The organism is Agromyces cucurbitae (genome assembly GCF_058349945.1).
This window is the reverse complement of record NZ_JBYRES010000002.1, coordinates 162,984-188,199: the sequence shown is the minus strand read 5'-3', so window position 1 is coordinate 188,199 and position 25,216 is coordinate 162,984. Positions and strand designations below refer to the sequence as shown.

The 25,216-nt window shown below is 72.4% G+C and carries 29 protein-coding genes; 11 read left to right on the top strand and 18 right to left on the bottom strand.

All coding sequences use genetic code 11. The features are described 5' to 3' along the window. The first annotated feature begins 19 nt into the window (after nucleotides 1-19). Both AC3RJ6_RS07790 and AC3RJ6_RS07785 read left to right on the top strand, forming a co-directional pair. A complete protein-coding gene (locus AC3RJ6_RS07790) occupies nucleotides 20-538 on the top strand; it encodes an NUDIX hydrolase (RefSeq protein ID WP_491426417.1) in 519 nt (172 codons plus the stop codon). Continuing rightward, nucleotides 525-899 carry a hypothetical protein gene (locus tag AC3RJ6_RS07785; protein ID WP_491426416.1) on the top strand — a complete coding sequence of 125 codons (375 nt, stop codon included), beginning with the start codon at nucleotides 525-527 and terminating at the stop codon, nucleotides 897-899. The genes AC3RJ6_RS07790 and AC3RJ6_RS07785 overlap by 14 nt, the downstream gene beginning before the upstream one ends. A gap of 29 nt (nucleotides 900-928) precedes the next feature. On the opposite strand, the gene AC3RJ6_RS07780 is transcribed toward AC3RJ6_RS07785, so the two are convergent. The 10 genes from AC3RJ6_RS07780 to AC3RJ6_RS07735 all read right to left on the bottom strand — a co-directional run bounded on the left by AC3RJ6_RS07780 (nucleotide 929) and on the right by AC3RJ6_RS07735 (nucleotide 10,053). Beyond that, on the bottom strand, nucleotides 929-1,471 hold the full coding sequence (locus AC3RJ6_RS07780) for a hypothetical protein (RefSeq protein ID WP_491426415.1): 543 nt from the start codon (nucleotides 1,469-1,471) through the stop codon (nucleotides 929-931). Nucleotides 1,472-1,602: 131 nt separating this feature from the next. Further along, on the bottom strand, nucleotides 1,603-2,769 hold the full coding sequence (locus AC3RJ6_RS07775; protein WP_491426414.1) for an alcohol dehydrogenase catalytic domain-containing protein: 1,167 nt from the start codon (nucleotides 2,767-2,769) through the stop codon (nucleotides 1,603-1,605). Nucleotides 2,770-2,777: 8 nt separating this feature from the next. Continuing rightward, nucleotides 2,778-3,578, bottom strand: a complete 801-nt coding sequence (locus AC3RJ6_RS07770; protein WP_491426413.1) for a phosphonatase-like hydrolase — start codon at nucleotides 3,576-3,578, stop codon at nucleotides 2,778-2,780. After that, entirely contained in the window at nucleotides 3,575-4,828 is a 1,254-nt protein-coding gene (locus tag AC3RJ6_RS07765) for a TIGR03364 family FAD-dependent oxidoreductase (protein WP_491426412.1), read from the bottom strand. Before AC3RJ6_RS07765 ends, AC3RJ6_RS07770 begins: the two co-directional genes overlap by 4 nt. Further along, entirely contained in the window at nucleotides 4,825-6,501 is a 1,677-nt protein-coding gene (gene phnE / locus AC3RJ6_RS07760) for a phosphonate ABC transporter, permease protein PhnE (protein ID WP_491426411.1), read from the bottom strand. The genes AC3RJ6_RS07765 and phnE overlap by 4 nt, the downstream gene beginning before the upstream one ends. After that, on the bottom strand, nucleotides 6,501-7,361 hold the full coding sequence (gene phnC, locus AC3RJ6_RS07755) for a phosphonate ABC transporter ATP-binding protein (protein ID WP_491426409.1): 861 nt from the start codon (nucleotides 7,359-7,361) through the stop codon (nucleotides 6,501-6,503). Before phnC ends, phnE begins: the two co-directional genes overlap by 1 nt. Before the next feature lie 62 nt (nucleotides 7,362-7,423). Beyond that, the gene (locus tag AC3RJ6_RS07750; protein WP_491426408.1) at nucleotides 7,424-8,356 is read right to left on the bottom strand and encodes a phosphate/phosphite/phosphonate ABC transporter substrate-binding protein; all 933 of its coding nucleotides are present in this window, start codon (nucleotides 8,354-8,356) and stop codon (nucleotides 7,424-7,426) included. Nucleotides 8,357-8,568: 212 nt separating this feature from the next. Further along, a complete protein-coding gene (locus AC3RJ6_RS07745; RefSeq protein ID WP_491426407.1) occupies nucleotides 8,569-8,769 on the bottom strand; it encodes a hypothetical protein in 201 nt (66 codons plus the stop codon). Continuing rightward, nucleotides 8,766-9,704, bottom strand: a complete 939-nt coding sequence (locus AC3RJ6_RS07740; RefSeq protein WP_491426406.1) for an SDR family NAD(P)-dependent oxidoreductase — start codon at nucleotides 9,702-9,704, stop codon at nucleotides 8,766-8,768. Before AC3RJ6_RS07740 ends, AC3RJ6_RS07745 begins: the two co-directional genes overlap by 4 nt. A 13-nt stretch (nucleotides 9,705-9,717) precedes the next feature. Continuing rightward, the gene (locus AC3RJ6_RS07735; RefSeq protein ID WP_491426405.1) at nucleotides 9,718-10,053 is read right to left on the bottom strand and encodes a chorismate mutase; all 336 of its coding nucleotides are present in this window, start codon (nucleotides 10,051-10,053) and stop codon (nucleotides 9,718-9,720) included. A 118-nt stretch (nucleotides 10,054-10,171) separates the two neighbouring features. Between AC3RJ6_RS07735 and AC3RJ6_RS07730 the strand changes: the two genes are divergently transcribed. Next, nucleotides 10,172-10,363, top strand: a complete 192-nt coding sequence (locus tag AC3RJ6_RS07730; protein ID WP_491426404.1) for a hypothetical protein — start codon at nucleotides 10,172-10,174, stop codon at nucleotides 10,361-10,363. Between the two features lie 103 nt (nucleotides 10,364-10,466). Continuing rightward, the gene (locus tag AC3RJ6_RS07725; protein ID WP_491426403.1) at nucleotides 10,467-10,898 is read left to right on the top strand and encodes a hypothetical protein; all 432 of its coding nucleotides are present in this window, start codon (nucleotides 10,467-10,469) and stop codon (nucleotides 10,896-10,898) included. A gap of 10 nt (nucleotides 10,899-10,908) precedes the next feature. Here the strand turns inward: AC3RJ6_RS07725 and AC3RJ6_RS07720 are convergent, their stop codons facing one another. The 6 genes from AC3RJ6_RS07720 to AC3RJ6_RS07695 all read right to left on the bottom strand — a co-directional run bounded on the left by AC3RJ6_RS07720 (nucleotide 10,909) and on the right by AC3RJ6_RS07695 (nucleotide 16,398). After that, nucleotides 10,909-12,231 carry a permease gene (locus AC3RJ6_RS07720; protein ID WP_491426402.1) on the bottom strand — a complete coding sequence of 441 codons (1,323 nt, stop codon included), beginning with the start codon at nucleotides 12,229-12,231 and terminating at the stop codon, nucleotides 10,909-10,911. Continuing rightward, a complete protein-coding gene (locus tag AC3RJ6_RS07715; protein WP_491426401.1) occupies nucleotides 12,228-12,998 on the bottom strand; it encodes an ABC transporter ATP-binding protein in 771 nt (256 codons plus the stop codon). The genes AC3RJ6_RS07720 and AC3RJ6_RS07715 overlap by 4 nt, the downstream gene beginning before the upstream one ends. Before the next feature lie 157 nt (nucleotides 12,999-13,155). Next, nucleotides 13,156-13,929: a hypothetical protein gene (locus tag AC3RJ6_RS07710; protein ID WP_491426400.1), complete on the bottom strand. Its 774-nt coding sequence runs from the start codon at nucleotides 13,927-13,929 to the stop codon at nucleotides 13,156-13,158. Next, nucleotides 13,926-14,831 carry an ABC transporter ATP-binding protein gene (locus tag AC3RJ6_RS07705; protein ID WP_376930675.1) on the bottom strand — a complete coding sequence of 302 codons (906 nt, stop codon included), beginning with the start codon at nucleotides 14,829-14,831 and terminating at the stop codon, nucleotides 13,926-13,928. Before AC3RJ6_RS07705 ends, AC3RJ6_RS07710 begins: the two co-directional genes overlap by 4 nt. Next, the gene (locus AC3RJ6_RS07700; RefSeq protein ID WP_491426399.1) at nucleotides 14,828-15,196 is read right to left on the bottom strand and encodes a GntR family transcriptional regulator; all 369 of its coding nucleotides are present in this window, start codon (nucleotides 15,194-15,196) and stop codon (nucleotides 14,828-14,830) included. The genes AC3RJ6_RS07705 and AC3RJ6_RS07700 overlap by 4 nt, the downstream gene beginning before the upstream one ends. A gap of 212 nt (nucleotides 15,197-15,408) precedes the next feature. Continuing rightward, nucleotides 15,409-16,398, bottom strand: coding sequence for a DMT family transporter (locus AC3RJ6_RS07695; RefSeq protein WP_491426398.1), 990 nt, complete (start codon nucleotides 16,396-16,398; stop codon nucleotides 15,409-15,411). A gap of 135 nt (nucleotides 16,399-16,533) precedes the next feature. On the opposite strand from AC3RJ6_RS07695, the gene lpdA reads away from it, so the two are divergent. Both lpdA and AC3RJ6_RS07685 read left to right on the top strand, forming a co-directional pair. Then, nucleotides 16,534-17,931 (top strand): dihydrolipoyl dehydrogenase, encoded by a 1,398-nt coding sequence (gene lpdA / locus AC3RJ6_RS07690; RefSeq protein ID WP_491426397.1) that lies wholly within the window; start codon nucleotides 16,534-16,536, stop codon nucleotides 17,929-17,931. A 13-nt stretch (nucleotides 17,932-17,944) separates the two neighbouring features. Then, a complete protein-coding gene (locus AC3RJ6_RS07685; protein ID WP_491426396.1) occupies nucleotides 17,945-18,142 on the top strand; it encodes a hypothetical protein in 198 nt (65 codons plus the stop codon). 127 nt (nucleotides 18,143-18,269) lie between these two features. Here the strand turns inward: AC3RJ6_RS07685 and AC3RJ6_RS07680 are convergent, their stop codons facing one another. After that, entirely contained in the window at nucleotides 18,270-19,934 is a 1,665-nt protein-coding gene (locus AC3RJ6_RS07680) for a monocarboxylic acid transporter (protein ID WP_491426395.1), read from the bottom strand. Continuing rightward, complete coding sequence (locus AC3RJ6_RS07675) at nucleotides 19,931-20,308, bottom strand: DUF485 domain-containing protein (RefSeq protein WP_491426394.1); 378 nt, start codon at nucleotides 20,306-20,308, stop codon at nucleotides 19,931-19,933. Before AC3RJ6_RS07675 ends, AC3RJ6_RS07680 begins: the two co-directional genes overlap by 4 nt. Nucleotides 20,309-20,512: 204 nt before the next feature. On the opposite strand from AC3RJ6_RS07675, the gene AC3RJ6_RS07670 reads away from it, so the two are divergent. The 5 genes from AC3RJ6_RS07670 to AC3RJ6_RS07650 all read left to right on the top strand — a co-directional run bounded on the left by AC3RJ6_RS07670 (nucleotide 20,513) and on the right by AC3RJ6_RS07650 (nucleotide 25,157). Continuing rightward, a complete protein-coding gene (locus tag AC3RJ6_RS07670) occupies nucleotides 20,513-21,703 on the top strand; it encodes a sensor histidine kinase (protein WP_491426393.1) in 1,191 nt (396 codons plus the stop codon). Further along, nucleotides 21,700-22,455, top strand: a complete 756-nt coding sequence (locus AC3RJ6_RS07665) for a LytR/AlgR family response regulator transcription factor (RefSeq protein WP_491426392.1) — start codon at nucleotides 21,700-21,702, stop codon at nucleotides 22,453-22,455. The genes AC3RJ6_RS07670 and AC3RJ6_RS07665 overlap by 4 nt, the downstream gene beginning before the upstream one ends. A 65-nt stretch (nucleotides 22,456-22,520) precedes the next feature. After that, nucleotides 22,521-22,865, top strand: a complete 345-nt coding sequence (locus AC3RJ6_RS07660; RefSeq protein WP_491426391.1) for a DUF485 domain-containing protein — start codon at nucleotides 22,521-22,523, stop codon at nucleotides 22,863-22,865. Then, a complete protein-coding gene (locus tag AC3RJ6_RS07655) occupies nucleotides 22,862-24,340 on the top strand; it encodes a sodium/solute symporter (protein ID WP_491426390.1) in 1,479 nt (492 codons plus the stop codon). Before AC3RJ6_RS07660 ends, AC3RJ6_RS07655 begins: the two co-directional genes overlap by 4 nt. A gap of 220 nt (nucleotides 24,341-24,560) precedes the next feature. After that, entirely contained in the window at nucleotides 24,561-25,157 is a 597-nt protein-coding gene (locus AC3RJ6_RS07650) for a TSUP family transporter (protein ID WP_491426389.1), read from the top strand. Nucleotides 25,158-25,216: the final 59 nt, after the last annotated feature.

The following is a 25,216-nucleotide window of genomic DNA, read 5'->3' as shown; positions in this document are numbered from 1 at the left end:
CGGCGGTCGAGGAGACCCCATGACCGAGACCGAGCACTACACCGACGCGTACGCGTCGACCCACGGCCGGTTCACGGTCGTGCCGGCGGCGTACGTGCTGCTGCGGCGCGGCGATGAGGTGCTGCTGCAGCTGCGCCGGGGCACGGGCTACTACGACGAGCACTGGGCGTTCGGAGCGGCCGGCCACGTCGAGGCGGGCGAGTCGCTGCCCGCCGGCGCCGCCCGCGAGGCATCCGAAGAGCTCGGCGTCGACGTCGCGCCCGGCGCGCTCGAGCTGCTCACGCTCATGCACCGCACCGACGGGTCGGGGCGGCCGATCGAGCAGCGCTTCGACGTGTTCTTCCAGGTGCGCGAGTGGTCGGGCGAGCCCCGCATCGTCGAGGCGCAGAAGGCCGCCGCGCTCGAGTGGTTCGCGCTCGACGCCCTGCCCGAGCCCGTCGTGCCGCACGAGCGGCAGGTGCTCGAGGGCCTGCGCGACGGGCGGCTCGAGCCGGTCAGCCTCTTCGGTTTCGGGGAGGCGTCGCATGCAGGGCAGTGACCTCGCGTTCATGGGCATCGTGGCCGGCGGCGCGATCGTGCTCTTCGTGGTCATCATCGTCATCGGCGTGATCATGCGGGCCGTCAAGGCCCCGCCCGGGCAGCGCCTGCGCGAGGCGTTCGGCCCGTTCGCGGGCGCCGGCGAGAAGTACCAGGAGCTGCACACCGGCCAGGAGGGCCTGCGCGACTCGATCATGCGCACCATCCAGGAGCAGAGCCAGCAGGGCGGCGAGCGCGGCGACTCGGGCGACCGCGATCCTGCGGCCGGCACCGATGCGCACGGCGACGGGCATGACGGTACGGATGCCTCCGGCGAGGCCGCCGATGGCGCCGACGGTTCGCCCGACGCCCCCAAGGCCTGAAGCGCGTCGAAGCACGCGACGACCGGCGCTCAGGTGCCCGACGGCGGGTTCGCGAGCAGCTCGACGCGGTCGGCGAGGTAGCGCGCAGCGTCGGCGAGCGCATCGGGTTGGGTCGGGTTCCACCGCACGAAGACCCTGCCCTCCTGCAGCACGAACGGCCCGGATGCCCCGTCGCGAGCGAGTGCGTCGAGGTCGACGGGCGCCGCGTCGAAGTCGACCGACTCGCCCGTCGTGATGCCGCCCTTGACCGCCGCGGCCTGCCAGGCGCGGTGCTCGGCGACGCTGTCGGCGAGCACGCTGCGGCGGGCGGGGAGTTCGGCGCGCACGACGTGCCCCGTCGCGTGGGCCGACCCGTCGGGCGCGAGCAGCAGCACACCGAGCCGCCACACCCGGCCGAGCTGCGCCATGCGCGGCGCCCGGGCCACGCCGAGCACCCGGCGCGGTTCGACGAGCTCGGCGAGCACCTCGCTCCGTGCCCCGGCCTCAGCGAGCCGGACGGCGGCTGCCTCGAGCTGCCGGCGCAGCCGTACGACCGCCTCCCCGGCGGACTCGTGCGCAGCAGCATCCGTCATGCCTCAATGCTGCCGCGTCCGACTCCCCCGCGCCATTCCGCACGGTGACGACCTCTCGCCTCCTCACCACCCCTGCGTCAGCGCCCTGAGAGGCCGTGGGGCGACGAAAGGTCGTCACGCCGAGCGATGCGTCAGGGATGCGGCGCCGCCCGCCGCCCCGGCGCGACGCCGACCCGCACGAACTCGCCCGTCGCCGCCTCGTCGAGGGCGCGATCGAGCTCGTCGAGCGAGTGCGTGATGCCGACGAGCTCGTCGAGCGGCAGCGAGCGCCACGATCGCTCGAGGAACGCGACGGCCCGTTCGAGCTGGGCACCGGTGTAGTTGTGCACGCCCGTGATCGTGACGAGCCCGCGCACGAGCCGCTCGGGGTCGAGCCGCAGCTCGGCGCCGGGCGACACGCTGCCGACGAGTACGGCGACCCCGCCGACGCCGACCGCCGCGACGGCGGCGTTCACGGCGGGTGCGGCACCCGAGGCCTCGATCGCGATGAGCAGTTCGGGGATGCCTCGGCCGGCGAGCTGTTCGAGCACGACGTCGAGGTGCTCGTCACTGCCGCGCGCGGCCCGAGGGTCGGCCACGAGCGCACCCAGCCGGCGGGCGAGCGCCCGCCGCGAGGCATCCGGTTCGGAGACGACGACCTCGGCACCCGCCTCGCACGCGATCGCGGCGACGCTGAGCCCGATCATGCCGCCGCCCGTGACGAGCACGGCGGAGCCGGCGAGCGGCACGTGCGCCGCGGCTGCGTCGACCGCGGCGACGGCGGTCGCGGTGGCGCACGAGGCGGGCGCGGCGACGAGCGCCGGAACGTCTTCGCCCACGCGGACGACGGCGGTGCCGGCCCTGAGCTGCACGTGGGTGGCGAAGCCGCCCGAGAGCTCCCAGCCGCGGTGCACCCGTTCGTGCCCGTACTTGGCGAGCGCGCGGCACTTCTGCTCGAAACCGCGGCGACAGCGGTCGCAGTCGCCGCAGCTCACCGCGACCGACCACACCACGCGATCGCCGAGCTCGAGCGCCGAGCCGTCGGCGCGCACGGCGCCCTCGCCGACCGCGACGACGCGGCCCACCTGTTCGTGGCCGAGCACGAGCGGCGCGGGCGCCGGCCGGTCGCCCCGCACGGTGTGCACGTCGGATCCGCAGATCGTCGCGAGCTCGACCTCGACGAGGGCCTCGCCCGGCGACAGCCGCACGCCGGGCGCCGCGAGCGCCTCGTGCGGTCGACCCGGCTCGTACCAGACCATCGCGACCGGGGCGGGTCGCAGCAGCAGGTCGGGCCCCGCGACTCGCACGACGGTGTGCACGCCTCCCCCTACTCGCCGTGCAGGCCGAGCAGCGCCGGCAGTTCGGCGACCGTCGCGATGACGGCGTCGGCCCCGGCCGCTTCGAGCGAGTCCCGGTCGTGCGCACCGCTCAGCACGCCGACGACGAGGCCGGCGCCTGCCGCGACACCCGACTCGATGTCGCTGACCGTGTCGCCGACGACGACCATCGCCTCGACCGAGCTCGTCTCGGTGCGCAGCAGCGCGGTGAGCGGCAGGTCGGGGTACGGGCGGCCGCGTCCCGCGTCGGCGGGCGAGAGCGCGAGGTCGGCGAGCCCGTGCCACTCGAGGGCGTCGAGCAGGGCGTCGCGGGTGGCGGGCGAGAATCCGGTGGTGAGCACGACCGAGGCCCCCGCCTCGCGCAGCCGCTCGATGACGCGGGCCGCACCCGGGAACTCGGCGACGCCCTCGCTCGCGACGAGCTCGGCGTAGGCGCCCTCGAACTCGGCGTTGGCGTGCTGGGCGGCGTCTTCGTCGCCGTTCGCGAGCACCCGGAAGACCTCGATCTTCGACTGCCCCATGGTGTCGCGCACGTACTGCAGCGCCTCGTCGAAGTCGTCGCCCGCGGCGATGATGCCGCTGCGCTCGGCGGCGAGCGCGAAGGCCCGCTCGACGAGGCCGTCGTCGACGACGGTCGTGCCGGCCATGTCGAGCACGATGAGCTCGATCTCGCCGTCCTCGTCGTCGAGGTCGTCGGGGTCGGCGAGCTCCGCGGCCTCGTCGAGCTCGGCGAGCTCGTCGTCGGTGTCGTCGAAGACGGGGTCGGTCTCGATGCGGGTGTCGATGGTCATGATCGGCCTTCCTGGGAGGTGGTCTGGGAGCGGGCGGGATGCCGCGGCGAGTGCCCGATCGAAGCGGGTTCGCCGTCGAGTGCGCGATGCACGACGTGCTCGGCGAGGCCGAGGCCGCACGTCATGCCGATGCCGGTCGTCGCGGCCGCGACGTGCACGCCGGGCTCGACGGTTTCGACGAGGAACTCGTCGCGGCCCGACGCGTAGACGCCCTGCCACCGTTCGACGACCCGCGGGCGTGCGACGCCGAACAGCTCGGCGGTCACCTCGAGCAGTGCCTCGAACGCCGACTCGCCCTGGAACGGCGCGATCGCCTCGCCGCGGGAGTGGGTGTCGCCGACGATGAGCGACCCGTCGGGCAGCTGGGTGTACATCTGGTTGAGGTCGAGCGCCGCGAGGTCGGGCCGCTCGGCGTGCAGGCGCTCGCGCAGGCGGGCCGCGGCGTCGGTGGCCGAGAAGGCGCCGTATCGCACGAGCGACCAGCCGGTGAGCAGGGGCGCTTCGAGCGGCGCGCGCAGGCCGGCCGACACCCGCAGCATGTCGAGCCCGCAGCGCACGACGCCGTGCGCCTCGGCGAGCTCGGGGTAGAGCAGGTCGATGTCGTGGTTGACCGCGACGACCACCTGGCCGGCCTCGATCGCCCCGCGACTCGTCTCGACGAGCGCTGCGCCGCCGACCGCGGCCGAGCCCCGCACGCCCGCCACGTTCGTGCGGCGGCGGAACTCGACGCCGACCGACTCGAGGTGCGCCGCGATCGCGCCGAGTGCCTGGCGCGGGTTCGCCTGCAGGTCGCGCGGCAGGTGGGCGCCGCCCGCGAGCGCGCCCGGTGCGGCCGGGATGCGCGCCGACGCCTCGGCGGCGTCGAGCAGCTCGACCTCGTCGCCGCGCAGCGCCGCGAGCTCGGCGAGCACGGCGGTCTCGTCGTCGCGACGGGCGGCGACGAGGGTGCCCGACTCGCGCAGCCAGACGCCCGCGTCACGGGCGAGGCCGAGCCAGATCTCGCGCGATTCGAGCGCGAGCTCGCGCGCCCGGCCGTGCTGCGGCGTGAAGCACAGGTGCCCGAAGTTGCGGATCGACGCGCCCGTCGGCTCGCTGCCGCGCTCGATCACGACGACGCGCTGCCCGCGCCGGTGCGCGGCGAGCGCGGCGCCGAGGCCGACGACGCCCGAGCCGACGACGGCGACGTCGAACGACCGCCCCGTGGCCCCGGTCGCGCGGCCCGCGCGACCGGTGATCGTGCCGCCGGTCATCGGAACACCCGCCGCATCCACATCGCGACACCCTCGACGATGAGCACCGTCATGAGGATCATGAGCACGATCGCCGTGACCACCTGGTAGTTCGAGCCCTGCCCGGCGTTCAGCAGGTAGTAGCCGATGCCGCCGCCTCCGACGATGCCGAGGATGGTCGCGGCGCGGATGTTCGTGTCGAGCAGGTAGAAACCGTGCCCGAGGAGCGCGGGCGTGCCCTGCGGCAGGGTCGCCGAGGCGTACACCTGCGATCGGGAGGCTCCTGTGGCGCGCAGCGCCCGCTCGGGCCCGGCCGCGACCTCCTCGAAGGAGTCGGCGATGAGCTTGCCGGCGAGGCCGATGCCGCCGAACGCGAGCGCGAGCGTGCCGGCCTGCGCGCCGAGGCCCGTGATCACGATGAGCACGATCGCGAGGATCACCTCGGGCACCCCGCGGATCACGACGAGGAGGAATCGCATCGAGGTGCGCACCGTGCCGTTCGGCGCGACGTTGCGCGCGGCGAGCGACCCGACGACGACCGACACGACGAGGGCGAGCAGCGTCGCGGCGAGCGCGATGCCGATGGTCTGGCCCATCGCGCCGAACATCGTCGCGGCGTCGTAGCTGCCGAGGCTCGGCGGCCAGAACTGCACGGCGACGGCGGGGATCTTCGCCCACACGGTGACGAGGTCGCCCCACTGGATGTCGCAGACGGCGATGCTGCCGACGACGATCACGGCGGCGACCCACCCCCACACGACGTTGCGCACGCGCGATCCCGTCCAGGGGCGTCGCAGCGCGGCATCCGGCGTCGTGGCCGCGAGCGGCCCGCCCGAGGCGCGGCCGCCCGTGAGCATCGCCTTGCGCACGGCGCTCGAGACGACCTCCATCACGACGCAGAGGGCGAACATGACGATCGCGATGCCGAGTCCGAGCGAGTAGTTCAGCGACTTGAAGGCGAACGACATCTCGAGCCCGAGCCCGGCCACGCCGACGTAGCCGAGCACGACCGAGCCGCGCAGGTTGATGTCGTTGCGGTGCAGCACGGTCGCGACCCACGACGGCAGCACCTGCGGCAGGATGCCGCTCGTGAACTCCTGCCACCGCGAGCCGCCCGCCGCCCGGATCGCGAGTCGCGGCCCCTCGTCGATCTGCTCGATGGCGTCGGCGAAGAGCTTCGAGATCATGCCGATCGAGTGGATGCCGATCGCGAGGATGCCGGGCAGCGTGCCGAGCGAGAACATGAGCACGAACACCATGGCCAGCACGACGTCGGGCACCGCCCGGGTGAGCACGCTCACGAAGCGGCCGAACGCGCGCCAGCCGGGGCCGGGCGTGGTGTTCGCCGCCGACAGGTACGCAACGGGCACCGAGATGAGGGCGGCGAGCAGCGTGCCGCACAGCACGAGGCCGACGGTGAGCGCGGTGAGGTAGGCGAGCTCGGCCGGCTCGGGGAAGGTGATGGGGCCGACGCGGGCGAAGAACCGCTCGGCGTTGTCCCAGCTGTCGACCATGCCCGAGATCGAGATGCCCGACTGCGCGACGGCGACGACGCCCAGGCCGACGATCGTGACGAGCGTCAGCGCGGCCGCGATGCGCTCGGGCGAGACGACGCGACGCGGCGCGCGCTCGGCGATCGAACCGGGCGGGGATGCCTCGGCCGGGCGTCGTTCGGGGGCGAGGAGGGTCGACATCAGCGGGCGGGCTCCGGCTCGGCGGCGCCGTCGATCCAGTCGGGCACCGCGGCGAGCTCGCGCTCGATGACCTCGAGCTCGGCGGTCGCGGTCGCGACCCGGCCGTAGATCTCCATGACCTCCGCCTTGGTGAGCCCCGACGCCGGCGTGTCGAGCACGACCTCGCCGTGCCGCAGCCCGACGATGCGGTCGCCCCACGAGAGGGCGAGGTCGACCTGGTGCAGGCTGCAGACGACGGTGAGGCCCGACTCCATCGCGATCTCGCGGATGAGCGCCATGACCTGCTCGCTCGACTCGGGGTCGAGCGAGGCGACGGGCTCGTCGGCGAGGAGGATCTCGGGGTCCTGCATGAGCGCACGGGCGATCGCGACCCGCTGCTGCTGGCCGCCCGAGAGGGTGTCGGCGCGCTGGTAGGCGCGGTCGAGCAGGCCCACCCGGTCGAGGTGCGACAGCGCGGCGAGTTTCATGCGCTTCGGGTAGGCCCACAGGCCGAGCCGCGGTCCGCGCAGCTCGGCGAGCGCACCCGTGAGCACGTTCTCGAGCACGGTGAGCGAGGGCACGAGCTCGAACTGCTGGAAGACGAAGCCGACTCGGCTGCGCAGGGCCCGGAGGCGCCGCCCCGACAGGCGCGGCACCTCCTGGCCGAGCACGCGCACGGATCCGGACGTCGGCGTCTCGAGGCCGTCGAGGTGCCGCAGCAGCGTCGACTTGCCCGACCCCGAGAGCCCGAGCAGCACCACGATCTCGCCCTGGGCGACCTCGAGCGAGGCATCCCGCAGCGCGATCGTCGTGCCGAACGCCTTGGTGACGCCTGCGACCTCGATGACGGGCGTGCCGTCGACGCCGGCGGTCTCGTTCATGTCCTCGTCCGTTCGTTCCATGTCCGTGCGCGGTGGTGCGTGTCCGGTTCAGCGGCCGGGCGTCAGCCCTTGCACTGCTCCGCTTCGGTCTTCTCGCAGATGTCGCGGATCGTGTCGTAGTACTCGTCGTCGACGGGCACGGTCGCGTAGAACACGCTGCGGAACCCGTCGCTGTCGGCCGACTCGACGCCCGAGGCGATGATGTCGTCGATCGTGACCTCGCCGAGGATGTCGGTGAGCTGCGTCTTCAGCTCGTCGGGCAGGGTGTCGGAGACGACGATCGGCGCGCCCGGCACCATGGTCTCGGCGACGACCTCGACCTTGTCGCTCTTGGCGACCTCGCTGTCCTCGGCGAAGCCCGCCTCGCACTCGACGCCCTCGCCGGTCTTCGTGACCGAGACGTCGTGCTTGCCGGCGAACACCGGGGTGATGTCGGTCTCGGGGTCGATGCCCTCCTCGAGCAGGTTGTAGCTCGGGAAGAGGTAGCCCGAGGTCGACGACGGGTCGACGAAGCAGACCTTCTTGCCCGCGAAGCCGGCGAGGTCGGTGATGTCGGAGCCCTTGGGCACGATCGCCTGCGAGTAGTAGCCGGGCTCCTGGCCCTCGGCCGTGACGATCGACGAGATCGGGGTGATCGCGGCGCCGTTATTCGTGGCGGTGACGTAGGTGAAGCCCGAGAAGCTCGCGACGTCGATCTTGCCGGCGACGGCGGCCTCGATGAGGGCGGCGTAGTCGGTCGACTCGTGGTACTCGACGGTCTTGCCCGTCTCGGCGGCGATGTAGTCCATGAGCGGCTGGTAGTTCGTCTCGGTGTCGACCGAGTCGGGCACGACGCCGAACACGAGCGTGTTCTCGTCGACCGCGAACGTCGCGTCGCCCGAGCCCGACGCGGCGTCGCCCTCCTCGGCTGCGTTCGCCGAGGTGCAGGCCGCGAGGCCGACGGTGAGGAGGGCCGCTGCTGCGACGGCCGTCCAGCTCTTGGTGGTGAGTTGCATCGGAGACCTTTCGTGAACCCCGGCCCGGATCTCGGGCGCAGGCGGTGCGTTCCGATGCCTCACGGTAGGCAGCGGGCGCCAACGCCACGGGGCGCCGCGGTTACCGGCCGGTGAACCCGGCACGGCCGGTCGGCGACGGGGATGCCGCGGGCGGGCGCCGCCCGTCGGCGAGGTCGGCGCCGCTGGGGCGACCGCCGAGCGGGGGGACGCGGTCAGCGCCGCAGGCGCGCCGGTCCCGTCGCCGCGCCCAGGCCGACGACGACGATCCCGGCGAACAGCCAGCCGTAGCGCCCCGAGACGACGCCGATGATGCCGAGCACGAGCCCTGCGGCGACGAGCACGCGCGCGATGATCACGCGCACCCCCGGCCTCGCGAAGAATCGCGGGCGCGGGCGCTCGTCGCCGCCGCTCATGCGCCGAGCGCGTACGTCGTGCCCGTGGCCTGCTCGGCGAACGTCCAGAAGCGCTCGGCGGTCACTCGGTCGGTCGAGGTGCGGGTCGGCTTCTGCAGCGTGGGCGGCCCCTTCACGAGGTACCGGGGCCCCCAGAACTGCCCGCCCGCGGCGTCGGGGGCGGTGAGCGCGTGCAGCGTCACCTCGGCGCCGCGGTGCTTGCCCTGCGCCCACGCCGCCTGCAGCGCGTCGGCGAACCGCGAGCCGGCGGTCGGCTCGTTGACGCCCGGCACGAAGGGGGTGCGTCCGCTGATCGCGTAGCCGGGGTGCGCGACGAGGCTCGCGATCGGCAGGCGCGCCGCGCGCAGCCGCCGGTCGAGCTCGAACGCGAACACCTGGGTCGCGATCTTCGACTGCGCGTAGGCGCGCCAGAAGTCGTAGCCCCGTTCGAGCTGCAGGTCGTCGATGCGGAACGTCGAGAGCCGGCTCGACAGCGAGCCGAGCGACACGATGCGGGCGCCGTCGGCGAGGTGGGGCACGAGGTCGGCGAGCAGCGCGAAGTGCCCGAGCACGTTCGTCGCGAGCACGAGCTCGTTGCCGTCGGGCGAGACCTGCCTGGCGCCCGGGGTATGCACCATCCCGGCGTTCGCGACGACCCCGTCGAGCGGCGGGCGGTGGCCGAGCCGGCGGGCGGCGGTGCGCACCGAGTCGAGCGATGCGAGGTCGACGACGAGCGGCTCGAGCGAGCCCTCGACGCCGTCGGGGGTGCGCGCCATGGCCGCGGTGATGGCGGCGAGGGCCGCCTCGAGCCGTTCGGGGCTGCGGCCGGCGAGGGTCACGTGCGCGCCCGCGCCGACGAGCCGGGCCGCCGTGAAGAAGCCGAGGCCCCCGTTCGCCCCCGTGACGAGATACCGCTTGCCGAACTGTGCGGGCAGCGGCGCCGGATACCAGTTCACTGTGCGCCGGCGCTCACAGCCCGCGTTCGGCGGTGCCGCCGTTCGCGAGCTCCTCGTGGTGCTGGATGACCTCGGCGACGACGAAGTTGAACCACTTCTCGGCGAACGCCGGGTCGAGGTGCGCGTCGACGGCGAGCGCGCGCAGTCGTGCGATCTGGCGCTGCTCGCGGCCGGGGTCGCTCGGCGGCAGCCCGTGCCGCGCCTTGAGCCGGCCGACCTGCTGCGTGAACTTGAAGCGCTCGGCGAGCAGGTGGATGAGCGCGGCGTCGATGTTGTCGATGCTCGATCGGATGCCGAGCAGCTCGCTCATCGCGGCGTCGCGGTCGTCGAATGCGGCATCGTCAGTCATGCTTCGAGCGTACTTCGCGACGGTCGGCTCGCGCGAAGTCTCCGCAACGCGGGTACCCCGAAACGGGCATGGTGGCGAGCGGCGCTCCGGGCGTACCTTCGTGGTGGAGGTGGTCGCGATGGGCGAACGGAGCGGCGGCAGCGGTGCGGTGGTCGGCGGGGGTGCGATCTACGGTCTCGGCATCTTCGGGGCATGGTTCTACTTCTTCGGCCAGGCCGACCAGTTCTGGGAGTTCGTCTGGGCGTTCTTCCAGGGACTGCTCTGGCCCGCGTTCATGGTCTTCGACCTGTTCACCGCGCTGAACACCTGACCGCCCGGGCCGCCGGCCCGCCGGGACGGATGCGGAACCTTTTCCGGCCAACCGGACATATACCTGTGGGTCCGATAACCAGATCGACGAGCGCAGGAGCGAGATGACCGCACCGGAGCCCCCGACGTCCACCCGTCGCACCACCGTCCGGATCGTGCTCGCCGCCGTCGCCGTCGTACTCGTCGGCATGTGGCTCCTCTACGTGGCGGCGAGCCACCTGTTCGTCACCGAGGGGGATGTGCCATCGGCATCCTTCGGCCTCGACCTGCCGGCGGACGCGACCATACGCTCGAGCGAGAAGGACTGCGGGTCGGGCGGGTGCTGGCTCGTGGTCGACATCGAACCGCCCGAGGGCCGGTCGGCGCGACAGCTCGCCGCGGACATGGGCATCGAGGAGGAGCGGTGCACCCTCTCCCCGACGCTCAACCTCCTCTCCGTGTGCGTCACACCCATGTTCGGGCCGGCACAGGACGCGCCGAACGCTCCGCTCCTGGTTCACCTCCGCTATTGGTCTCCGGTCGGCTCGTCGCTCTAGACGGCAGCGCTCAGGATGCCGCGGCCGAGGTGCGCGCGAGCATGGGCCGGGTCGCGGCGAGACCGAGCCAGACGACCCCGATCCCGGCGGCGAGCACGGCCGCCACGACGACGAGCGCGAGCGGTTGCACGATGAGCGCGGCGCCCGTGAGCGGCAGCATCACGAACGCGGCGATGAACGCCGACCCGATCGCGGTGATGCGCAATGGGGACATGACGGAGCGTCGGCGCGCGGCGTCCATCGTCGACTCGGGCATGCCGAGCATGTCGAGCGAACGATAGAGGTCGCGCCGGTCGAGGATGCCCGCGGCCTGGTTGACGCCGACCGAGCACGCCACCATGAGGAACGAGCCGATGACCGTGATGAGGATGCCGGTGCGGATGTCGGCGAACAGCTCGAGCGACTCGCGGTCGGCGCTCGAACCCGCGAGGTCGACGATCGCGAGACCCACGCCCGCGAACACCGCCATGAAGCTCGTCATCGCGACACCCGACACCTGGCGCCAGGCCGCCTTGGGCGACTCGAGCACGGTGCGGGCGGCGAGCAGCTGCGCGGGGCGCTTGGCGCGCCGCGCCTGGCCCTTCGCGACGAGTCCGATGACCCACGGCCCGACGAGGTTGAGCACGGCGAGCGTGCCGCCGAACCCCGCGGCGAGGATCGCGATGAGCGCGATCGCCGACCCCGCGACCTGCAACGCGCCCATGAGCGCGAACGAGACGAGCACCACGACGGCGCCGATCACGAAGCGCAGCCACGAGAGCTTCGGCGCGTCCTGCCGGGTGCGCACGCCGAGCGGCGAGATGACGACCTTGCGCAGGCCGAGCACGGCGCTCACCGCGGCGAGCGCGACGACCCCGGCGACGACGCCCGCGAGCACCGGCCAGCCGAGCAGCACGCCGTCGATGCCGAGCGGCTCGCCGCGGAACGGCACGAGGGCGAGCAGCGGCACGATGACGAAGTAGAGGCCCACGCCGACGACGGCGCCGGCGAGCGCGAGCACCGCCGACTCGACGACGGCGAGCGTCGACACGGCCGCGGGGGTCGCACCGAGCAGGCGGAGCGTGGCGAGCCGGTCGTCGCGCCGACGTGCCGACAGCCGTGCCGCGGCGCCGCCGAGCGAGGCGAGCGGCACGACGAGCAGCACGAGGGCGACGACGGCCAGCAGCTGGTAGGTGAACGCGTAGTCGTCGGTCCAGGTCCAGAAGGTCTGCGCGCCGCCGATCACCGTGAGCAGGAGCGCCGTGACGATCGCGAACGCCGTCACGGGCAGTGCGAGCGTCGCGGCGCCCGCCGAGCCCGGGCGGGCGAGCAGCCAGCCGACCCGCGCGATCACGCCGGCACTCCCGGGGCGGCTGCGGCGGCATCCGCCCCCGTCGGGCCGGCGGCCTGCGGTGCCGAGCCGGCAGCGCCCGCCGGCACCCGCTCGCCCACGATGCGGCCGTCGCGCATGTCGACGATGCGAGAGCACCGGCCGGCGACTTCAGCGTCGTGCGTGACGAGCACGAGCGTGCGCCCCTGGCCGGTCGTCGAGTCGAGCAGCGCCTGCATGACCTCGGCACTCGTCGCCGAGTCGAGCGCACCGGTCGGTTCGTCGGCGAACACCACGGGGGCCCCGGTGACCTGGGCGCGGGCGATCGCCACGCGCTGGGCCTGCCCACCCGAGAGCTGGCCGATGCGGCGGTCCTCCATGCCGGCGAGGCCGAGGGCGGCGAGCCAGCCGCGCCCGTACTCCTCCGCGCGGGAGCGCGGCATCCCATTGAGCATGAGCGCGAGCGCGACGTTCTCGACCGCGGTGAGCTCGGGCACGAGGAGGCCCTGCTGGAACACGAACCCGAACGCCTCGCGGCGAAGCCTCGAGCGCTCTCGCTCGCCGAGCGCGGTGACGTCGACGCGCCCCGCGCCCGAGAGGAACGACACCGAACCGGCGTCGGGCGGCACGATACCCGCGAGGCAGTGCAGCAGGGTGGTCTTGCCGGAGCCCGAGGCGCCCATGATCGCGAGCGACTCGCCCGTGCGCACGCGCAGGTCGACGCCCGCGAGGGCCCGGGTCTGGCCATAGGTCTTGACGAGGCCGGATGCCTCGAGCACGAAGGAACTCATACCCTCGAGCCTGCCGGGGCCGGGTAGGCGGGCGCGTCGGGCGCGAGTCGCATCTCGCGGCCGACGCGTCATCCCTCCGGATGATCCCGGGTCATGCATACGGCGCGGCATCCGTTCCCCCGATCGGATGCCGCGCCGCAGTCTCGAGGACCCGGGGTCAGCGCGGCGTCGCCCGGCGCACCACGAAGTACCCGGCGATGCCGACCACGACGGCGAGCACGAGCACGATCCCGAAGAGTCCGCCGAGCCCGATCGCGGCGAACCACGAGGCGACCGCGGGGCCCGACCCGGTCAGCGTGATCGCCGCGACGGCCGCGATCACGAGCGCGAGCACGCTGAAGAGCAGGGTCATCATGCCCTTCATCCGCCACCGCATGTACACCGTCGTGACCGCGGCGCCGATGAACAGCACGAACAACTGCAGCGAGAAGGTCGTGGAGAAGTCGAACAGCCAGCCCGACTGGCCGTACCAGAGCGCATCGAACATGCCCGCGCCGATCCACCAGCCGTCGGTCGCCTGCTCGATCTGCACGAGGGTCGCGATCGCGACCGCCATCTCGGTCGAGACGAACAGGAACATGATGCTCATGCCGAGCCAGTAGTCTCGTCGCGTCGACCCGAAGCCGAGCGCGAACGAGAGGGTGTAGGCGACGGCCTGCACGCCGACGACGACGAGGTACCACTGCGGCGAGAGCACCGCCCAGCTGTAGCGCATCCCCTCCTGCATCTCGTCGACGGGGGCGCCTGCCGCGTGGGCGATGAGGGCGATCAGCATCGTGACGACCCAGGCGCCGCCGAGGATCATCCACGGAACGCCGAAGAAGACGGTGGGATTGACGGCGAGCAGGCGCACGATGCGCCAGATCTCGCCTGGCCGCACCCGGTCTGTCACGAGGGTCTCTCGCTCGGCGGCGGTGGCGACGGCGGTCATGCTGCGGCCTCCTGTTCGGTCGTACCGGCGAGGTCGGTGCCGGTGAGGTGGACGATGAGCTGCTGGAGCGAGACGGGCGCGAGCTCGAGCCCGAGTTCGGCGGCGCGCACGCGTTCGGCCTGGTCGAGCCGTTCGTCGATCGTGACCGAGGCGAGCCCGCCGAGGCGCTCCCGCCCGATCACGGGGCGGTCGGCGACGAACTGCTCCACGACGGCGCTCGCACCGGCGATCGTGGTCGCCGATCCGCGCACCTCCTCGGCGTCGCGGTCGAGCAGGATGCGGCCCTGGTCGATGAGGATGATGTGCTCGAGGAGGTTCGCGACCTCGTCGATCAGGTGCGTCGAGAGCACGATCGTGCGCGGGTGCTCGGCGTAGTCCTCGAGCAGCCGGTCGTAGAAGATGTGCCGGGCCACCGCATCGAGGCCGAGGTAGGGCTCGTCGAAGAAGGTGAGCGGTGCGCGCGAGGCGAGGCCGACGATGACACCCACGGCGCTCAGCTGGCCGCGGCTCAGCTTCTTGATGCGGCGCTTCACCGGCAGCCGGAAATCGGCGATGAGCCGCTCGGCGAAGTCCTGGTCCCAGTTCTCGAAGAACCACGGGGCGGCCCTGAAGACGTGCTTCGGCGCGAAGTCCTCGGGGTAGCGCTGCGCCTCGGCGATGAAGCAGAGTCGGCGCAGCACGTCGGCATGCTCGGCGGGCGTTCGGCCGAACACCTCGATCTCGCCCCCGTTCGGGAAGAGCTGCCCGGTGAGCAACTGCATGATCGTCGTCTTGCCGGCGCCGTTGCGGCCGAGCAGGCCGTAGATGCGATGCTCGTGCAGCTCGAAGTCGACGCCGTCGATGGCGGTGAAGTCGCCGTAGCGCTTGGTGAGGCCGGTGGCGCGGGCCACGGTGGCGGTCATGATGCGGTCCTCTCGGATCGGAGTGCGGCGAGCATGCCCGCCAGGTCGTCGATGTCGATGCCGAGTTTCTCGGCCTCGATGAGCAGGGGTCTGAGGTACTGCGCACTGAACTCGGCGCGCCGTCGTGCGATGAGGCGCTCGCGGGCGCCGGCGGTCACGAACATGCCGATCCCCCGTCGCTTCTCCACGAATCCGTCATCGACAAGACGGCTCACCCCTTTCAGCGCAGTGGCCGGATTCACCCGCAGGAAGCTCGCGAACTCGTTGATCGACGGGATCTGCGACCCTTCGGGCAGCGCCCCGTCGATGATGTCGTTCTCGAGCTGTTCGGCGATCTGGATGAAGATCGGACGCGAGTCGTCCATTCCGGCCCATCTGGTGCGTCTGCGAACGCGCGTTCGCATGTTGGTTAGTTACTGCAGTAACTAACCAACCATCCTCGTCGAGATCTGTCAACCCCTCGTCGCTCGAGGAGGCGCGCAGCGCCGTATCGAGACCACTCCGTCGGTCGAGGAGGCGCGCAGCGCCGTATCGAGACCACGCCCCCCGACGGTGGCCTCGATACGCTCCTTCGTCGCTACTCGACCGATCGGCGCGCGCCCAGCCGCAGGCGCCCCTGCGCGAGCAGGATGCCGAGGAGCACGAGCAGCGCCCCGAGCGGCTCGTGCCAGCTGAACCGCTCGCCGAGCAGCAGCAGCCCGAGCGCCACCCCGACGACCGGAGTCACGTACGTCACGGTCGAGGTGCCCGTCGGCCCCCACGCGCGCAGCACGTTGATGTTCCAGATGTAGGCCAGGCCCGTGCCGAGCACGCCGAGCGCGACGAGCGACAGGCCGACCGCCCAGTCGAGCTCGATCGGCCCGAGCGCGAGCCACGGCGTGAGCGCGAGCATGACGACCGCCGACACTCCGATCGAGAGGAACGCGAACGTCGCCGGCGCGATCGGCCGGTGGCTCAGGAACTTGCGCTGGTACGCGAAGGTGAAGCCGTAGCAGGCGGTCGCGACGAGGCACGCGAGCTGGCCCGCGAGACTGCCCGTGAGCGCGTGGTACTGCCACGGCCCGATGACGACGACCACGCCGAGGATGCCGATGCCCACGCCGACCCACCGGCTGAGCCCGAGCCGCTCGACCCGGAAGACGAGCGTCGCCATGAGCGCCGTCATGATCGGCGTCGTCGCGTTGTAGATCGAGGCGAGGCTCGACGACACGTACTGCTCGGCCCACGCGAAGCACAGGTACGGGATCACGCACGTCGTGAACGACACGACGAGGAAGTGCACCCACACGATCCGCTCGCGCGGCAGCAGCGGGCCGGGCGTGCCGTCGGCGGCCGGCACCCGCGGCCGGGTGATCGCGACGATGACGCCGAGCGCGAGCGCACCGAGCACGACGCGCGACCACGCGATCTGCCCGAACGAGACGCCCCCGAGCGCGACCTTCATGAACAGGAAGCTCGCGCCCCAGACGAGCCCCATGGCGAGGAACTGCACCCACGTCGACAGCCGCTTGGGCTTCGGCGGTACGGATGCCGCGACGGGCGATTCGACGGACTCGGCGGTGCTCACCCGTCGAGGCTACGGCGGCCCGAAGGCCGCCGGAACCGCCCGGGAACACGGTGTCCGGAATCCGCCGAAGGACGGCAGCCCCGAGGCATCCCGCACCCCTCGTCACCGGGCGCGCACGGGCATAGGCTGGCGCCCATGAGCGAATACGACGTCGTCCTGCTCGGTGCCGGCCCCGGCGGCTACGTGGCCGCGATCCGCGCCGCGCAACTCGGCCTGAAGGTGGCCGTCATCGAAGAGAAGTACTGGGGCGGGGTGTGCCTCAACGTGGGCTGCATCCCCTCGAAGGCGCTGCTGCGCAACGCCGAGCTCGCGCACATCTTCCACGACCAGGCCGCGACCTTCGGCATCTCGGGCGACGTGCACTTCGACTTCGGCGTCGCGTTCGACCGCAGCCGCCAGGTCTCCGAGAAGCACGTCAAGGGCGTGCACTTCCTGATGAAGAAGAACGGCATCACCGAGATCGACGGCCGCGGGGTCTTCACGGGGCCGAACACGATCGACGTGACGAAGGCCGACGGGTCGGTCGAGACGGTGTCCTTCCGCAACGCGATCATCGCGACCGGCTCGCAGGTGCGGCTGCTGCCGGGCGTGCAGCTCTCGCAGAACGTCGTCACCTACGAGACGCAGATCCTCACGCGCGAGCTGCCCCGCTCGATCGCGATCGTCGGCGCGGGCGCGATCGGCATGGAGTTCGCGTACGTGCTGCGCAACTACGGCGTGCAGGTCACGGTCATCGAGTTCCTCGACCGGGCGCTGCCGAACGAAGACGTCGAGGTCTCGAAGGAGATCACCCGGCAGTACCGCAACCTCGGCATCCCGATCCTCGCGTCGACGAAGGTCGAGAGCGTCGTCGACAACGGGTCCTCGGTCACCGTCTCGTACACCGGCGCCGACGGGCAGCAGGGGTCGCTCGAGGCCGACAAGGCGCTCATCTCGGTCGGCTTCGCCCCGAACGTCGACGGCGTCGGGCTCGAGGCCGCGGGCGTGCAGCTCACCGAGCGCGGCGCCATCGCGATCGACGAGCGCATGCGCACGAACGTGCCGCACATCTACGCGATCGGCGACGTCACCGCGAAGCTCATGCTCGCGCACGTCGCCGAGGCGCAGGGCGTGGTGGCGGCCGAGACGATCGGCGACGCCGAGACGATGGAGCTCGGCGACTACCGCATGATGCCCCGTGCGACGTTCTGCTCGCCGCAGGTCGCGAGCTTCGGCCTCACTGAGCAGCAAGCGCGCGACGAGGGCTACGACGTCGTCGTCGCGAAGTTCCCGTTCTCGGCGAACGGCAAGGCGAACGGCCTCGGCGACCCCGTCGGCTTCGTGAAGCTCGTCGCAGACAGGCAGCACTACGAACTGCTCGGCGGCCACCTCATCGGCCCCGACGTCTCAGAGCTGCTGCCCGAGCTCACCCTCGCCCAGAAGTGGGACCTCGGGGCCCTCGAGCTCGCCCGCAACGTGCACACCCACCCGACGCTGTCGGAGGCGCTGCAGGAGGCGTTCCACGGCCTCGTCGGCCACATGATCAACATGTAGAGAGGCGGATCCCATGAACTGGGTCATCATCATCGTCGGCGCGCTGCTGACCCTCACCGGCGGCGTGTGGCTGCTCCAGGGGATCGGCCTGCTGGCCGGCTCCGTCATGACGGGGTCGCCGATGTGGCTGATCATCGGCGCACTGGTCGCGGCGGTCGGCCTCGGTCTCATCGGCTGGGCCGTCTCGCGCCTGCGCCGCACCCGCTCCTGACGTGAAGCGGGCGGATGCCGCGACATGAGTCGAGGCATCCGCCCGATCGGTTTCGACACGGTTGGGACAGGCGGTGCCGCCGTGCCGAGTCTCGTCCGGCGGCGGGCCCCCACCCGCCGCCGGAACCCTAGTGCTGCGTCGCCTTCTCGGCGCCGACGCCCGTGAGCGAGCGCACCTCCATCTCGCTCTGCTTGAGCGGATCCTCGGTGCCCTTGTCGAGCACGGTGCCGAGCCAGCCGAGGAAGAACGCGAGCGGGATCGAGATGATGCCGGGGTTCGACAGCGGGAAGAACGCGAAGTCGATCGACTCGGTCTTCAGCATCGACGTCTCAGAGCCCGAGACGACCGGCGAGAAGATGATGAGGATGATCGCCGACGCGAGGCCGCCGTACATGCTCCACAGGGCGCCCTTGGTGGTGAAGCGCTTCCAGTAGAGCGAGTAGACGATCGTCGGCAGGTTCGCCGACGCGGCCACCGCGAACGCCAGGGCGACGAGGAAGGCGACGTTCTGCCCGTTCGCCCCGATGCCGCCGATGATCGCGACGATGCCGATGATGACGACCGTGCGGCGGGCGACCTTGACCTCGGCGCCCGGCTCGGGCTTGCCCTTCTTCACGACCGACGCGTAGATGTCGTGCGCGAACGAGGCGGCCGCCGTGATCGTGAGGCCCGCGACGACCGCGAGGATCGTCGCGAACGCGATCGCCGAGATGAGGCCGAGCAGCAGCGGGCCGCCGAGCTCGAACGCGAGCAGCGGGGCCGCCGAGTTCGGGCCGCCGGGGGCCGCGGCGATCGTGGCCGGGCCGACGAGTGCCGCGGCGCCGTAGCCGAGCACGAGCGTGAACACGTAGAAGATGCCGATGAGCCAGATCGCCCAGACGACCGACTTGCGGGCCTCCTTCGCGGTGGGCACCGTGTAGAAGCGCATGAGCACGTGCGGCAGCGCCGCGGTGCCGAGCACGAGGGCGAGGCCGAGCGAGATGAAGTCGACCTTCGAGATGTCGGAGACGCCGTACTTGAGGCCCGGGTCGAGGATCGCCGGGTTCTCGGCCACCTCGACCGCGTTCTCGAGCAGCGCCGAGAAGTCGAAGCCGTTGAGCGCGAGCACCCACACCGTCATCACGCCGGCGCCCGCGATGAGCAGCACGGCCTTGATGATCTGCACCCAGGTCGTGCCCTTCATGCCGCCGATGAGCACGTAGAGGATCATGAGCGCGCCGACGACGGTGATGACGACGGCCTGGCCGAGCTGGTCGCCCACGCCGAGCAGCAGCGAGACGAGCCCGCCGGCGCCGGCCATCTGGGCGAGCAGGTAGAAGAAGCAGACGACGAGGGTCGTCGTCGCCGCCGCGATGCGCACGGGCTTCTGCTTGAGCCGGAACGAGAGCACGTCGGCCATCGTGAACTTGCCGGTGTTGCGCAGCAGCTCGGCGACGAGCAGCAGCGCGACGAGCCACGCCACGAGGAACCCGATCGAGTAGAGGAACCCGTCGTAGCCCGTCATGGCGATCGCGCCGACGATGCCGAGGAACGACGCCGCCGACAGGTAGTCGCCCGCGATCGCGGAGCCGTTCTGCCCACCCGTGAACGAGCGGCCCGCGGCGTAGTAGTCGGCCGCGGTCTTGTTGTTGCGGCTCGCCCGGAAGACGATCACCATCGTGATCGCGACGAACGCGCCGAAGATCGCGATGTTGAGCCAGGGCTCGCCGGGCGATGCGGCGGGCGCGGCCTCGGCGGCGACGCCGGTCGAGACGGATGCCGCGGCGGATGCGGCGAGTGCGGTGAGGCTCATCGGGCCGTCTCCTCGGCTGCGGGGGCGAAGTCGCCCGACTCGATCTCGTCGCGCATCGTCTCGGCGCGCGGGTCGAGCTTGCGGTTGGCGTAGCTGACGTACCAGGTGGTCACCGCGAACGTCGTGACGACCTGCGCGAGGCCGAGCAGCATCGCGATGTTGACGTGCCCGAACACGGGCGTCGACATGAAGTCGTGCGCGTAGCTCGCGAGCAGCACGTAGCCGAAGTACCAGACGAGGCAGGCGCCGAGCACCGGGAAGACGAACTTCCGGTGGGCCCCGCGCAGTTCTTGGAACTCGGCGGATCGTTGGACGGCGGGGTAGTCGACGGGTGGGGCCGTCTCCTGCTCCGCGCTCAGGGCGTCGTTGCCCATGGCGTCTCCTTCATCGGGGGGGTCGTGTTCTCAGGAGGTCGACGGGCGGGCGCCCGTCATCAGGTGTTGCCGTCGCCGAGTCTCGTCGGCCGGGCGGCCGGCGTGTGGCGGGTGCCGTTCGTCGTCGACGAACGGCACCGTCGGTGCGACGAACGGTGCGGATGCCGCCGCCGGGCGTGCGGCGGGGCGATTACGCTGGCGTTCATGCCCGAGTCGATGCTGCTCGCCGCCGCCGTCGGCGTCGCCGCGGGGGCGCTCGCGGTCGGACTCGTGATCTTCCTGCGTCGCATCGTGCTCGCCTCGAAGGAGCTCGGCACCGACGCCGAGCAGGCGACCTACCAGACGTTGCACCTCGCGTCGCGGGCGGCCGAGCATCTGCGCGGCGGGCTCGAGGGACCCGACGCGCAGCGCGCGGGCAAGCACCTGCACGCCCTGCTCGGCTGCGACACGCTCGCCCTCGCCGACCGCACGGGCGCGGTCGCGATCGACGGCGACGACGCCGTGCGCCCAGTCGCCGAACGCCTTGCGGCGGAGGCGCTCGCGAGCGGCCGTCCGCAGGTGCAGCGGCGCATCCCGGTCGGCGCGTGGGAGACCGACGCCGTCGCCGCCCCGGTCGTCGGCGGCGCGGGCACGGTCGGCGTGATCGTCGCGTTCGCCTCGCCGGTCAGGGCCGGCCTCGTGCGGGCGACGGGCGAGGTGGCCGACTGGGTCGCCGCCCAGGTCGAACTGGGCGAGCTGGATGCCTCGCGCGCGGCGCTCGCGGAGGCCGAGGTGCGAGCGCTCCGCGCGCAGATCAGCCCGCACTTCATCTACAACTCCCTCAACGCCATCGCCTCGTTCATCAACACCGACCCGCAGAAGGCCCGCGACCTCGTGCTCGAGTTCGCCGACTTCACCCGGTACTCGTTCCGTCGGCACGGCGACTTCACGACCGTCGCCGAAGAGCTGCGCTCGATCGACGGCTACCTCAAGCTCGAGCGGGCCCGCTTCGGCGACCGGCTGCGGGTCACGCTGCAGATCGCGCCCGAGGTGCTCTCGACGGTCGTGCCGTTCCTGTCGATCCAGCCGCTCGTCGAGAACGCGGTGCGGCACGGGCTCGAGTCGAAGGAGGGCGGCGGCCGCATCACGATCGAAGCCTCCGACTCGGGCGCCTACGCCGAGATCACCGTCGAGGACGACGGCGTCGGCATGGACCCCGAGCGGCTCGCGGCCGTGCTCGCCGGCGGCCCGGCCGACGGCGAGCACGTGGGCCTGCGCAACGTCGACGCCCGCCTGCGCCAGGTCTACGGCGACGAGCACGGCCTCGTCGTCGAGACGAACCTCGGCGCCGGCACGCTCGTGCGCATGCGCGTGCCGAAGGCCGGACCGCGCCGTGATGGGAGGATCGCACCATGATCTCCGTGCTCATCGCCGACGACGAGCAGCCCGCGATCGACGAGCTCGCGTTCCTGCTGCGTCAGGACCCGCGAATCGGCACGATCCACCAGGCCTCCTCGGGATCCGAGGCGATCCGGCTGCTCGCGCGCGAACCGGTGGATGCCGCGTTCCTCGACATCCACATGCCGGGGCTCACGGGCTTCGACCTGGCGAGGGCGCTCGCCCGGTTCGAGCAGCGCCCCGTGCTCGTCTTCGTCACGGCCGACGAGGAGGGCGCGCTCGAGGCGTTCGACCTCGAGGCCGTCGACTACCTGCTGAAGCCCGTGCGCACCGAGCGCCTGCACCGCTCGGTCGGGCGCGTCGTCGAGGCCATCACCGCGGCCGGCGCTCGCGCCGCGGGCCGCGCCGCGCCCGAGGCATCCGCCTCGCCCGAGATGATCGCGGTGACGCTCGGCGGCACGACGCGCATGATCCGCCGCGACGAGGTGCGCTATGTGCAGGCGCAGGGCGACTACGCGCGACTGCACACCGAGGAGGCGAGCTACCTCGTGCGCGTGCCGATGGCCGATCTCGAACGGCAATGGGCCGACGCCGGCTTCGTGCGCGTGCACCGTTCGTACCTCATCGCGCTCGCGCACGTCAGCCGGGTGCGGCTCACGGCCGACCACCCGAGCGTCACGGTCGGCCAGGCCGAGCTGCCGGTGAGCCGCCGGCTGCTGCCGGGACTGCGCGAACGGCTCGAGCAGGCGACGCTGCGGGCCAGGCCATGAACGATTCCGATGCCGAGGCGGTTGCTCCCGTGCCCCCTCGACCCGCGCGGACGGAGCGCGTGCGGGTGACCGCCCCGCACACCGGGACGCGGCCGCCGAACGCGGGCGGCCCCGGCGGGGCGCCGGGCGCGAGCGACGTACAGGGCGTCTACGTGCGGTCGCTCATCCGCTCGCAGTTGCGGCTCGCACTCGTCGTCGCGGCGGGCTTCGTGATCGCGACCGGCCTGTTCGTCGTCGCGATCGCCCTCGTGCCCGACCTCGACCGCACCCTCGTCGTCGGCGTGCCGGTGTCGTGGCTGCTGCTCGGGTTCGGCCTCTACCCGCTCGTCATCACGGTCGGGGTGCTCTACGTGCGCGCCGCGGCGCGCAACGAGGCGCGGTACCGGGCGCTCGCGGAGGACGACTCGTGAACCCCGCGATCGGCTACGTCGCCATCGCGGCGGTGGCACTCGTCTCGGCGCTCATCGGCTTCTACGGGCTCAGGGTCTCGCGCACCACGAGCGACTTCTACGTGGCGAGCCGCACGGTGCGGCCGTGGTGGAACGCCTCGGCGATCGGCGGCGAGTACCTCTCGGCCGCGTCGTTCCTCGGCATCGCGGGGCTCATCCTGCTCACCGGGGCGTCGGCGCTCTGGTTCCCGATCGGGTACACCGCGGGCTACCTCATGCTGCTGCTCTTCGTCGCCGCCCCGCTGCGGCGGAGCGGCGCCTACACGATCCCCGACTTCACCGAGGCGCGCCTCGAGTCGGTCGCCGCCCGGCGGGTGACGAGCCTGCTCGTGATCGTGGTCGGCTGGTTCTACATCGTGCCGCAGCTGCAGGGCGCCGCGCTCACCGTGCGCATCACGACCGGGCTGCCGGCCTGGGTGGGGTCGGTCGCGGTCGCCGTCATCGTCGCCGTCGTGGTCGCGGCGGGCGGCATGCGCGCGATCACGTTCGTGCAGGCGTTCCAGTTCTGGCTGAAGCTCACCGCGCTCGCGCTGCCCGTCGTCGTGCTGCTGCTCGCGATCGGCGGCGGCTCCGCGTCCACCGCCCTCGAGGGGGCGCTCGCGCCCGCCGAGGCGTTCCCGTCCGCCGCCGGCCCCGCCGACCTCGACGTCTATCGCACGATCTCGCTCATGGTGGCCCTGCTGTTCGGCACGCTCGGCCTGCCGCACGTGCTCGTGCGGTTCTACACGAACCCCGACGGCGTCGCCGCCCGCCGGACGACCGTCATCGTGCTCGTGCTGCTCAGCGTGTTCTACCTGTTCCCGACCGCGTTCGGTCTGCTCGGCCGCGTGTTCGCGCCCGACCTCGCGGCCCCCGGCAGCGCCGACGCGCTCATCCTGCTGCTGCCCGACCGGCTCGTGCCCGGCCCGGTCGGCGACGTGCTCACCGCACTCGTCATCGCGGGGGCGTTCGGGGCGTTCCTCTCGACCTCGTCGGGCCTCGTCGTCTCGCTCGCCGGCGTCATCAGCCAGGACCTGCTCGGCGGTCGGGTGCGCGGCTTCCGGATCGCGGCGATCGTCTCGACGGCGGTCCCGCTCGCCGTCGCGCTCGTCACCGAGTCGACCGGCCTCGCGGGCAGCGTGGGCCTCGTGTTCGCGTTCACCGCGTCGACCCTCTGCCCCATGCTCATCCTCGGCATCTGGTGGCGCGGGCTCACGGCCCGCGGTGCGATCGCCGGCATGCTCACGGGGGCGGTGCTCTCGGCCGCGGCGATCCTCGCCGGCGGGCCGCTCGGTGCGGCGGTGCCCGCGCTGCGCCCGTTCCTCGAGCAGCCCGCCGCGTGGACGGTGCCCCTCGCCGTGATCGTCACCGTGTTCGCCTCGCGCGGCGATCGCCGCGGCATCCCGCGCGGCGTCGACGGATATCTGACGCGGCTGCACGTGCCCGAGCGGAGCTGATCGGGGCCCGCGAGCCCGTGCCGAGGTCGCCGACCGACGAGGCGGTCGGGAGTGCGCCGCACCACGCCTAGACTTGCCCGGTGCTCCTGCCCGTCGCCCTCTCCGTGCTCGTCGGCGCAGCGTCGCAGCGCATCACCGGCATGGGGTTCGCGCTCATCGCCCCGCGCTCGTCATCCTGCTCGGCCCGTTCGACGGGGTCGTCGTCGTCAACCTGTGCGCGGTGCTGTCGTCGCTGCTCATCCTGCCGCGGGTCTGGCGCATGGTCGAGTGGCGGCGCCTCTCGTGGTTGCTGCCGCCCGCGATCCTCGGCACCGTCGCGGGCGCGATCGTCGCGGCCAACGTGCCCGGCCCGGTGCTGCAGGTGGGCGTCGGCCTGCTCGTCGTCGTCGCGCTCACGGTCACCCTCGTCGTGACCCGCACCGCGCACACGGCGACCGGTGCGGCGCCCGCGATCGTCGCCGGCGCCGCGTCGGGATTCATGAACGCCTCGGCCGGCGTCGGCGGGCCCGCGCTCAGCGTCTACGCGGTCGCCACGCGCTGGTCGCAGGTCGGGTTCGCGGCGACCGCGCAGGCGTACTTCATCGTGATCGGCTCGGCGGCCCTGCTCGGCAAGTTCATCGCCACGGGCTGGAGCTGGCCCTCCCTCGATCCCGCAGCCTGGCCGTTCGTCATCGGGGCGCTGCTCGTCGGCCTCCTCATCGGCGAGTGGCTCTCGCCGCGGGTGAGCCACCGGGCCGCGCGGCTCGCGGTCATCGTGATCGCCTACGTCGGCGGCACCGCGGCGCTCGTCGACGGCGCGCTCGAGCTGCTCGGGTGAGCGGCGCCCCGCCCGCTCGCGCGCGTCGGAACCACGTTCCGGCACGGGAACCGCATCGT